The 10,609-nt window shown below is 54.6% G+C and carries 10 protein-coding genes; 4 read left to right on the top strand and 6 right to left on the bottom strand.

Translation table 11 applies throughout. From position 1 onward, the window contains the following. Window positions 1-17: 17 nt before the first annotated feature. The gene (tkt, locus tag M989_RS04530; protein WP_064542689.1) at window positions 18-2,009 is read right to left on the bottom strand and encodes a transketolase; all 1,992 of its coding nucleotides are present in this window, start codon (window positions 2,007-2,009) and stop codon (window positions 18-20) included. A 267-nt stretch (window positions 2,010-2,276) separates the two neighbouring features. Between tkt and loiP the strand changes: the two genes are divergently transcribed. Together loiP and M989_RS04520 are read left to right on the top strand one after the other, a co-directional pair. Then, on the top strand, window positions 2,277-3,035 hold the full coding sequence (loiP, locus tag M989_RS04525) for a metalloprotease LoiP (protein WP_064542686.1): 759 nt from the start codon (window positions 2,277-2,279) through the stop codon (window positions 3,033-3,035). 389 nt (window positions 3,036-3,424) lie between these two features. Next, window positions 3,425-4,693, top strand: a complete 1,269-nt coding sequence (locus M989_RS04520) for an OprD family porin (RefSeq protein ID WP_064542683.1) — start codon at window positions 3,425-3,427, stop codon at window positions 4,691-4,693. 58 nt (window positions 4,694-4,751) lie between these two features. Here M989_RS04520 and speB read toward each other — a convergent pair whose 3' ends face one another. From speB to M989_RS26465, 5 genes are all read right to left on the bottom strand, one after another. Next, window positions 4,752-5,672 (bottom strand): agmatinase, encoded by a 921-nt coding sequence (gene speB, locus M989_RS04515; RefSeq protein ID WP_064542680.1) that lies wholly within the window; start codon window positions 5,670-5,672, stop codon window positions 4,752-4,754. Between the two features lie 135 nt (window positions 5,673-5,807). Next, entirely contained in the window at window positions 5,808-6,542 is a 735-nt protein-coding gene (locus M989_RS04510) for a hypothetical protein (RefSeq protein WP_064542677.1), read from the bottom strand. 147 nt (window positions 6,543-6,689) lie between these two features. After that, window positions 6,690-8,666 carry a biosynthetic arginine decarboxylase gene (gene speA / locus M989_RS04505; RefSeq protein ID WP_074398733.1) on the bottom strand — a complete coding sequence of 659 codons (1,977 nt, stop codon included), beginning with the start codon at window positions 8,664-8,666 and terminating at the stop codon, window positions 6,690-6,692. An 8-nt stretch (window positions 8,667-8,674) separates the two neighbouring features. Next, window positions 8,675-8,806, bottom strand: a complete 132-nt coding sequence (gene yqgB / locus M989_RS24355) for an acid stress response protein YqgB (RefSeq protein ID WP_157093515.1) — start codon at window positions 8,804-8,806, stop codon at window positions 8,675-8,677. 96 nt (window positions 8,807-8,902) lie between these two features. Continuing rightward, window positions 8,903-8,992, bottom strand: coding sequence for a hypothetical protein (locus tag M989_RS26465; protein ID WP_419057829.1), 90 nt, complete (start codon window positions 8,990-8,992; stop codon window positions 8,903-8,905). Between M989_RS26465 and M989_RS26165 the strand changes: the two genes are divergently transcribed. Together M989_RS26165 and metK are read left to right on the top strand one after the other, a co-directional pair. Further along, window positions 8,980-9,288: a hypothetical protein gene (locus M989_RS26165; RefSeq protein WP_157093514.1), complete on the top strand. Its 309-nt coding sequence runs from the start codon at window positions 8,980-8,982 to the stop codon at window positions 9,286-9,288. The genes M989_RS26465 and M989_RS26165 overlap by 13 nt on opposite strands. A 166-nt stretch (window positions 9,289-9,454) precedes the next feature. Next, window positions 9,455-10,609, top strand: coding sequence for a methionine adenosyltransferase (gene metK / locus M989_RS04500; RefSeq protein ID WP_064542672.1), 1,155 nt, complete (start codon window positions 9,455-9,457; stop codon window positions 10,607-10,609).

The raw sequence follows: 10,609 nt of genomic DNA, 5'->3' as shown, positions 1-10,609 counted from the left end.
TTCACAGAAAACGCAGATTACAGCAGGGATTTCGCTTTCGCGAGGACGTTTTCTACGGTGAAGCCGAACTCTTTGAACAGCTGATCGGCCGGCGCAGACTCACCGAAGGTGGTCATACCGACGATAGCACCGTTCAGGCCCACGTATTTGAACCAGTAGTCAGCGATGCCCGCTTCGATAGCGACGCGTGCAGAGACGGCTTTCGGCAGCACGGATTCACGGTAAGCCGCATCCTGCTTGTCGAATGCGTCGGTAGACGGCATGGAAACCACGCGCGCCTTCACGCCTTCAGCGGTCAGTTTTTCGTAAGCGGCCACGGCCAGCTCAACTTCGGAACCGGTCGCAATCAGGATGATTTGCGGCTGGCCGTCGCTGTCTTTCAGCACGTAACCACCACGGGACACGTTCGCCAGCTGCGCTTCGGTACGTTCCTGCTGCGCCAGGTTCTGACGGGAGAGGATCAGCGCGGTCGGGCCGTCCTGACGCTCTACGCCGTATTTCCACGCAATCGCGGATTCGACCTGGTCACACGGACGCCAGGTGCTCATGTTCGGGGTCACGCGCAGGGAAGCAATCTGCTCTACCGGCTGGTGAGTCGGGCCATCTTCGCCCAGACCGATGGAGTCGTGGGTGTAGACCATCACCTGACGTTTCTTCATCAGCGCGGCCATACGCACCGCGTTACGGGCATATTCAACGAACATCAGGAAAGTAGAGGTGTACGGCAGGAAACCACCGTGCAGCGAGATACCGTTGGCAATCGCGGTCATACCGAATTCACGCACGCCGTAATGGATGTAGTTACCCGCGGTGTCTTCGTTAATGGCTTTAGAACCGGACCAGATAGTCAGGTTAGACGGCGCCAGGTCAGCGGAACCGCCGAGGAATTCCGGCAACAGAGGACCAAAGGCTTCAATCGCGTTCTGGGAAGCTTTACGGCTGGCGATTTTCGCCGGGTTGGCCTGCAGTTGCGCGATGAATTCGTTCGCTTTCGCGTCGAAATCAGACGGCATTTCGCCTTTCATACGACGGGTAAATTCTGCAGCTTCCTGCGGGAAGGCTTTCGCGTAAGCAGCGAACTTGTCGTTCCACGCAGCTTCTTTCGCCTGGCCTGCGGCTTTCGCATCCCACTGCGCGTAGATGTCAGCCGGGATTTCAAACGGACCGTAGTTCCAGCCCAGCTGCTTGCGGGTCAGCGCAATTTCGTCTGCGCCCAGCGGTGCACCGTGAGAGTCGTGGGTACCCGCTTTGTTCGGAGAACCGAAACCAATGATGGTTTTGCACATCAGCAGAGACGGCTTGTCGGTGACAGCACGCGCTTCTTCTACGGCACGTTTAATAGCGTCGGCGTCGTGGCCGTCGATACCGCGGATCACGTGCCAGTTATAGGCTTCGAAACGCTTGGCGGTGTCATCGGTAAACCAGCCCTCAACGTGACCGTCGATGGAGATGCCGTTGTCATCATAGAAGGCAATCAGTTTGCCCAGTTTCAGGGTACCGGCCAGGGAGCACACTTCGTGAGAAATGCCTTCCATCATGCAGCCATCGCCCATGAACGCGTAAGTGAAGTGGTCAACGATGTCGTGACCCGGGCGGTTGAACTGCGCCGCCAGCGTTTTTTCAGCAATCGCCATACCTACGGCGTTCGCAATACCCTGACCCAGCGGACCGGTGGTGGTTTCAACGCCAGCGGTGTAGCCCACTTCCGGGTGACCAGGCGTTTTAGAGTGCAGCTGACGGAAGTTCTTCAGTTCTTCCATCGGCAGATCGTAACCGGTGAGGTGCAGCAGGCTGTAGATCAGCATGGAGCCGTGGCCGTTAGACAGCACAAAGCGGTCACGGTCAGCCCAGGACGGATTTTGTGGGTTATGGTTCAGAAAATCACGCCACAGGACTTCGGCAATGTCAGCCATACCCATCGGGGCACCCGGGTGACCGGAATTGGCTTTCTGTACTGCGTCCATGCTCAGCGCACGAATAGCATTAGCAAGCTCTTTACGTGAGGACATTTTGACTCCAGTTCGGACTGTTGAAGGCTACCCTAACGCCACGAGGCGCGCACGTTACGGGCTATGCCAGAAAAAAGTGTCAACAATGTAACCTATGCGACAAAGCATGTACATGGAGCATCCTTTTGCCTGTTCAGAAATCTCTGGAACAGGCGTTAACAAGATGTAATCCTCTCGCCCGTAAGCCGCGATATTCTTTATACTTAGCCTAACTCTGGCGGCGCAGTTCCAGGGCATTTTCAGATAAACGACTTTGGAAGCAATCTCATGAAGAAACGGGCGATGGTTCTGGCTTTTGGCGCTACTTTGCTGCTCAGCGGCTGTCAGAATATGGATTCAAATGGCTTATTAAGTTCAGGCACCGGCGCTTTGCAGGCCTTCTCCCTGAGCGATCAGCAGGTACAAGCATTGAGCGATCAGGCCTGTAAAGATATGGACAGCAAGGCTACCATCGCGCCGTCCAACAGCGCCTATACGCAGCGATTGAACAAAATCGCCGCCGCGCTTGGCGACAACATCAACGGCCAGCCGGTTAACTACAAAGTCTACGTGGCGAAGGATGTGAACGCTTTCGCCATGGCCAACGGCTGTATTCGCGTGTATAGCGGCCTGATGGACCTGATGACTGACAACGAAGTGGAAGCGGTCGTCGGCCACGAAATGGGCCACGTTGCGCTCGGCCACGTGAAGAAAGGCATGCAGGTGGCCATTGGGACCAACGCCCTGCGCGCGGCGGCGGCTTCTGCGGGCGGCATCGTCGGCAGCCTGTCGCAGTCGCAGCTTGGCGATCTGGGCGAGAAACTGGTGAACTCACAGTTCTCCCAGCGCCAGGAGTCGGAAGCGGATGACTACTCCTATGATATGCTGCGCAAACGCGGCATCAATCCAACCGGTCTCGCCACCAGCTTTGATAAGCTGTCGAAACTGGAAGATGGCCGCCAGAGCTCAATGTTCGACGACCATCCGGCGACTCAGGAACGCGCGCAGCATATCCGCGATCGCCTACAGGCCGACGGGATTAAATAAAGATTCACGGGGGGCAATATTGCCCCCCCTTGCACAAATAAGAAAAAAATATTAAAACCAGTAAACGGCACTAATTGATAATTTAAGCGCACAAACCGTTAAATATACTCATCCGCCAGCCACGAGGAATATATAAGCCACAACGATAATGGCTGGGCAGTTATCCTAAAAAATAAAATGACAATATATTATTAAACTTCCCAGAAGCCATTTAGCCTTATTTTTAAATAGTCTATAGCCAATCCCAAAACGCACGCACGGCGAGCCTTCCAGCAGCACAGTCGATGAAACATCCCTTCATACAATGATTGCTTTTGATACTTATTCAGGCGACTATCCAAATTGTAACAACACAATTTGACAGTTTTATAAACAGAGAAGTTCCCTCCGTGAAAAAGAAATTAACATTAGTTGCCTTAAGTATTATTGCCTCTGCACCGGCGTTTGCTAGCCAGCAATCTGATAGCCAGGGTTTCATTGACGACAGCCATCTGGATCTGTTCCTGCGTAACGCTTATATCAAACGCGATTATCGCGATGGGCTGCACGATAAAAGCGAATGGGGCCAGGGTTTTATTGCCACCTTTGAATCCGGCTTTACCCAGGGCCCGATCGGCTTTGGCGTAGACGGTATCGCCCAGTACGGCGTGCGCCTGGACGGCGGCCGCGGTAACAGCGGCGCGGGCGGTATCGATTTCTTCGCGCAGGACAACGACGGTCATGCCAAATCCGACCTCGCCAAGTTTGGCGCAACCGCCAAAATGCGTTTCTCTAACACCGTGCTGAGCTACGGTACCCAGCGCCCGACGCTGCCAATTCTCTATGCCGACGACTCCCGTCTGCTGTATGAAACCTACACCGGTACCATGCTGACCTCAAAAGAGATCGCCGGTCTGGAAGTGAACGCCGGTTACTTCACCGACGAGCAGCGTAAGAGCGACGACAGCCACAACAGCGGCCTGAAAAGCATCACCTTCGGCGGCGCGAGCTACCAGTTCAACGACCAGCTGAGCGGCGCGCTGTACGCTTCCCACGTGGAAGATGTACTGAACAAGCAGTACCTCGGCCTGAACTACGCCCAGCCGCTGGCCGAAAACCAGAAACTGGTATTCGACTTCAACGGCTATAACTCTCGCCTGGAGCAGGAATATGCGGACTCGCTGAATACCGGGCGCAGCAACAGCATCTGGAGCCTGGCAACCAGCTACATCTGGGATATTCACACCTTCAAAATTGCCTACCAGCAGAGCAGCGGCAGCACCGGCTATAACTACGGCGGCTACCAGAATCAAGGCGGCGTCGGCGACGGCGGCAACACCATCTGGCTGGCGAACTCCTACTGGTCTGATTTTAACGGCGAAGACGAACGTTCATGGCAGGCATCCTATGCGCTGGACTTCGGCGGCCTTGGCCTGCCGGGTCTGAGCTGGACCACTGCCTACGTTCGCGGTGACAACATCAAGACGGCGGAAACCAACAACGGTAAAGAGCACGAGTGGTTTAACCAGGTGCAATACCAGGTCCAGAACGGCCCGGCAAAAGATCTGAAGTTTAAAGTCCGCTACTCGGTGCTGCGCGTTTCCAGCAACGCCAGCGACTATAACGTCAGCGGTAATGAAGTTCGCGTTTACGTAGAGTACCCGTTTAACGCGTTTTAATCGTCAAGATGACGGTTCCCGGCCAGGCTCAACCGCGCCGGGAACCTCCAACAATGGCTTACTCGCCTTTTTTCGCCGCCTGAATGTAGAGCATTTCCAGCGCCAGGGTCGCCGCGGCCAGCGCGGTGATCTCGGACTGGTCGTAAGCCGGTGCGACTTCCACCACGTCCATCCCGACGATGTTCAGATCCTTCAGACCCCGCACCAGCTTAATGGCGCGATCGGAGGTCAGGCCGCCAATGACAGGCGTGCCGGTACCTGGAGCAAACGCGGGATCCAGGCAGTCGATGTCGAAGGTCAGGTAGACCGGCATATCGCCGACGATCTGTTTAACCTGAGCAATGATATCGTCCACGCTGCGATCGTTCACCTGGCCGGCGTCCAGTACGGTGAAGCCGTTGTCTTTATCAAACTCGGTACGGATACCGATCTGCACAGAGTGATTCGGATCGATCAGCCCTTCGTTCGGCGCGGTGTAGAACATGGTGCCATGGTCGAACTCGCAGCCGTTGGCGTAGGTGTCGGTGTGGGCGTCAAAGTGCACCAGCGCCATTTTGCCGAAGTGTTTAGCGTGCGCGCGCAGCAGCGGCAGGGTGACAAAGTGATCGCCGCCGAAGGAGAGCATGCGTTTGCCCGCCGCCAGCAGTTTTTCCGCGTGCGCCTGCAGCTTCTCGCTCATTTCACGCGCATCGCCGAAGGCGTAAACCAGATCGCCGCAGTCCACCACGTTCAGGCGCTCGCGCATGTCGAAGTTCCACGGGAAGCGGTTGTGCTCCCAGGCCAGGTTGGTGGAAACCTGACGGATCGCCGCCGGGCCGTGGCGGCCGCCGGCACGACCAGAGGTTGCCATATCAAACGGTACGCCGGTAATGACCCAGTCTGCGTCGCTGTCGTACGGCATAAAGTTCATCGGCAGACGCAGGAAACCAAACGCGTTGGAAACCAGGGAGTTATCGTATTGATGACCTAAGGTGCTCATGGGCTGTGACCTCTTTTAAATCGGGGTAAAAAAAATCCCCTCCGCGTCGTTAGGCCCGACGAGGAAGGGATTGATTTGCATATAACATATTTGACGTAATTATCGCCTTAAAACTCCCGGTCTTCAAGTGGGCTTCTATTTACGGCAGGGAGGCGGCGCGTAACCCTTGCTATCCGCCGGGAAGGCCTGCGCGGAACAAGGCGGCAAGGATTTAGCGGCCGAGCCTTGTAACGCAAAGGCGGCAAAGCCAATCACCCCAACGTTGCGCACATCGCCCTGCGCTGAATTAGCGGCATAAGCATCGCGGATATCAGAGAACACGAACGCGGCTTCCGTATGCTGGTTTTTCCTGAACCCTTTAATGGCCAGAGAGCGCCCCGCATCCACGATATAACCACTATTTTGCAAAGAACCAGGCCTGCCGCTGAGCACATCCAGCCCATCTACCGTGGTCACAATTTCATACTTCGTGTCACGACTATAATTACGTACATATAATTGATAAACCTGCCCAACAGTGGCATGAATAACATACGTGAAACTATTATTAGCCGCTGAATTATAGATTCTATAAATGGGAATTGAATTAAAATTAGCATCACGAACAGCATATTCCAGATCGCCTACGGAAATACTGTATTGCGTCTCGTAAGCTGATGGGTACCCGGTCGAATAATTGATTAATACTACGTTAACTGGGTCGCGATCTGCACGCTCAACGCTAACGCCCTTAACCGTCGAGTGTACATCCTCGCCCCAGGCGGTTCCCACAGATGACGAAGGCGTACTGGTGTATTGCCCTGAACTGGAGCAACCGCCCACCAATAAAATAAGGCCAAGAATCGCCCAGTTGATATTTAAAAATTTCATGCTTCCTTTCACTCCATAAATAACCACATTAATAATACGGCAATAAATGAGAATAGAAAGCCTGAAGGTTGGATCTTTGAGAATACATTTAGAAGATAGCAGACCGAGAAAATAAATTAACTCGGCCTGCAAGGTAAATAATCTTAATTATTCATCTTCAAGATAGGTGTAACCATATAAACCAGCCTCAAACTCTTCCAGGAACTGCTGCTGCAGCTCGAGATCCAGATCGGTATTTTTCACCTGATCGCGGAACTGAGTGAGCAGTTTATTGGGATCCAGCTGGACGTACTGCAGCATATCCGCCACGGTATCGCCTTCATCGGACAGCTCAACCTCGACGCTGCCGTCAGGGAAGACGAACACGTCAACCGCCTCGGTATCACCGAACAGGTTGTGCATGTTGCCGAGGATCTCCTGATACGCGCCGACCATAAAGAAGCCCAGCATCGGCGGGTTCTCCGGGTCGTATTCCGGCATCGGCATGGTGGTGGCAATGCCGTCGCCGTCGACGTAGTGGTCAATCGCACCATCAGAGTCACAGGTAATATCCAGCAGCACCGCGCGGCGCTCCGGCGCCTGATTCAACCCTTCAAGCGGCAGCACAGGGAACAGCTGGTCGATACCCCACGCATCCGGCATTGACTGGAACAGCGAGAAGTTGACGTAAATTTTGTCCGCCATACGTTCCTGCAGCTCGTCGATAATCGGACGGTGCGCGCGGTTGCTCGGGTCGAGCTGTTTCTGCACTTCGTGGCACATGTTCAGATACAGCTGCTCTGCCCACGCACGCTCCTGAAGGCTAAAGGTGCCTGAAGAGTAGCCGACGTGAATATCGTGCAGGTCCATCTGGCTGTCGTGTAGCCATTCGCGCAGCGAGCGGCGGTTATCCGGCTCGTGCATCTCCTGCCAGGTTTCCCACATGCTTTGCAGCGCGCGCGGCGCATCGTCAGCCGGCGGCGTCGCTTCGGTATGTTCGCTACGCTCAACGCCGATAATGTTCGACACCAGCACGGTGTGGTGCGCGGTTACCGCGCGGCCGGACTCGGTGATCACCGTCGGGTGCGGCAGACCGTGCTCTTCGCAGGCATCGCCAATCGCCCAGATAATATTGTTGGCGTATTCGTTCAAGCCATAGTTCACCGAGCAATCAGACTGCGAGCGGGTACCTTCATAGTCCACGCCCAGACCGCCGCCGACGTCGAAGCACTGGATATTAACGCCCAACTTGTGCAGCTCAACGTAGAAACGCGCCGACTCACGCACGCCGGTGGCGATATCGCGAATGTTCGCCATCTGTGAGCCGAGGTGGAAGTGCAGCAGTTGAATGCTGTCCAGACGGCCACGTTCACGCAGGATTTCCACCAGTTGCAGAACCTGGTTGGCCGCCAGACCGAACTTAGATTTTTCACCGCCGGAGGACTGCCATTTACCGGAGCCCTGAGAAGCCAGACGCGCACGCACGCCAAGGCGCGGGACCACGTTCAGACGTTCTGCCTCTTCCAGCACAATGGCGATTTCAGACATCTTCTCGATGACCAGATAGACCTTATGGCCCATCTTCTCGCCCACCAGCGCCAGACGAATGTATTCACGGTCTTTATAGCCGTTACAGACGATCACGCTACGGGTCATGCCCGCATGCGCCAGCACCGCCATCAGCTCGGCTTTGGAACCGGCTTCCAGACCCAGCGGTTCGCCGGAGTGGATCAACGACTCAATGACACGACGATGCTGGTTAACCTTGATCGGGTAAACCAGGAAGTAGTCGCCGTTGTAACCGTAGGATTCACGCGCGCGTTTGAACGCCGCGTTAATCGAGCGCAGACGATGCTGCAGAATCTGCGGGAAACAGAACAGCGCAGGCAGGCGCTGACCCTGTGCTTCACGGGCTTTAACCAGCTCGGCGAGATCGACACGCGCTTGCGGAACGTCAGGATCCGGGCAAACGCTGATGTGGCCCAGTTCGTTGACGTCGTAGTAGTTATTGCCCCACCAGGCAATGTTGTATGTGCGTAGCATTTTGCTGGCTTCCTGGGAGCTCATCGCAACCTCCTGCATGGAACGTAGTACACCGCGTTCGCCTGCTGACGAAGGCGAATCCAATGAAATGTCGTCAGACATAGCGAACCTCAATTATTTATAACAAGTGTAAAACAGTTAACTACTATCGCAGCGTGACGTTGCGATAACAACCCATAAACAGCCCGATGAGGCAGCAGAACATGCTGACGCACCGACTGTGCGACCGGTTTCTTTTTCATATCATTGTAAAACACGCACCTGAACCGGGTATGACGGTTCAGCGAAACCACGAGAAAACCCTTGCCGTGACAAGAGCGCCCTTGTTCAGTGTTCCGTTACCTACCGGCTCGGGAGTCCTGAGAAGCGCCGAAATGGGTATAACATCGGCTGGTATGCAAAGCAGAATGGCGGGTTGCGGGGAACATATTCGCGCCAGAACGGCACGGTAGAATCAGCAGAATACAACGGTTCATTATCTCGTATCACCTCCACGGCCGCCCCAAAAGACGAACCTCAAGCCAAAGCTAAAGTCTTAGCCCGGCTGGAAGTGGCAACACGAAAAATGACGTGTGCTTTTTTGTATGAGCCGCGCGCGGCGTTTTATACCGATAACCCACCTAAAATGCAAAATATAAATGTGCAGCTTGCCGCCTGTGTCAGGAAAAATTTCCAATCTCAGTTGCAACAGAATGCGAGCTATCTCAAAAAAAACTGGCATTGAGGTGAAGATGTGACCTAAAATAGCCGTCCAGATGTTAATCCATCTATACCGATTAACACTCAGACTGCCAGTGACGGCAACCCTTAAGTCCGTGGTATAATCTTCCATCGTGATTATTAAATACAACAGTTTGAGCTAACCAAATTCTCATTGGGTGATATTAAATATGGCAAAACACCTTTTTACGTCCGAGTCTGTATCCGAAGGGCATCCTGACAAAATCGCAGACCAAATTTCCGACGCCGTGCTGGACGCCATCCTCGAGCAGGATCCGAAAGCCCGCGTAGCGTGTGAAACGTACGTCAAAACCGGTATGGTGCTGGTCGGCGGTGAAATCACCACCAGCGCATGGGTTGATATCGAAGAGATCACCCGTAACACCGTTCGCGAAATTGGCTATGTGCATTCTGATATGGGCTTTGATGCCAATTCTTGTGCCGTACTGAGCGCGATTGGTAAACAGTCCCCGGACATCAACCAGGGCGTTGACCGTGCCGATCCACTGGAACAGGGCGCGGGCGACCAGGGCCTGATGTTTGGCTATGCTACCAACGAAACCGACGTGCTGATGCCGGCGCCAATCACCTACGCCCACCGTCTGGTGCAGCGTCAGGCTGAAGTGCGTAAAAACGGCACCCTGCCGTGGCTGCGTCCGGATGCGAAAAGCCAGGTCACCTTCCAGTACGACGATGGCAAAATTGTCGGTATTGATGCGGTGGTTCTGTCTACTCAGCATTCAGAAAGCATCGATCAAAAATCGCTGCAGGAAGCGGTGATGGAAGAGATCATCAAGCCGGTTCTGCCGACCGAATGGCTGAACGCGTCTACCAAATTCTTTATCAACCCGACCGGTCGCTTTGTTATCGGTGGCCCAATGGGCGACTGTGGCCTGACCGGTCGTAAGATCATCGTGGATACCTACGGCGGCATGGCTCGTCACGGCGGCGGCGCGTTCTCCGGTAAAGATCCATCAAAAGTTGACCGTTCCGCAGCCTATGCTGCGCGTTATGTGGCGAAAAACATCGTTGCCGCTGGCCTGGCCGACCGCTGTGAAATTCAGGTTTCCTACGCTATCGGCGTGGCGGAACCGACTTCAATCATGGTGGAAACTTTCGGTACCGAAAAAGTGCCTGCTGAGCAGCTGATTGGTCTGGTTCGCGAGTTCTTCGACCTGCGTCCGTACGGCCTGATCCAGATGCTGGACCTGCTGCACCCGATCTACAAAGAGACGGCAGCTTACGGTCACTTCGGTCGCGAAACTTTCCCATGGGAAAAAACCGACAAAGCCGCTCAGCTGCGCGAAGCGGCCGGCCTGAAATAA

This window comes from Kluyvera georgiana ATCC 51603 (assembly GCF_001654985.1).
In the GTDB taxonomy this organism is placed as follows: Bacteria; Pseudomonadota; Gammaproteobacteria; order Enterobacterales; family Enterobacteriaceae; genus Kluyvera; species Kluyvera georgiana.
Note: the sequence above shows the minus strand (reverse complement) of the source record. Positions and strands in the feature narration are given on the sequence as shown.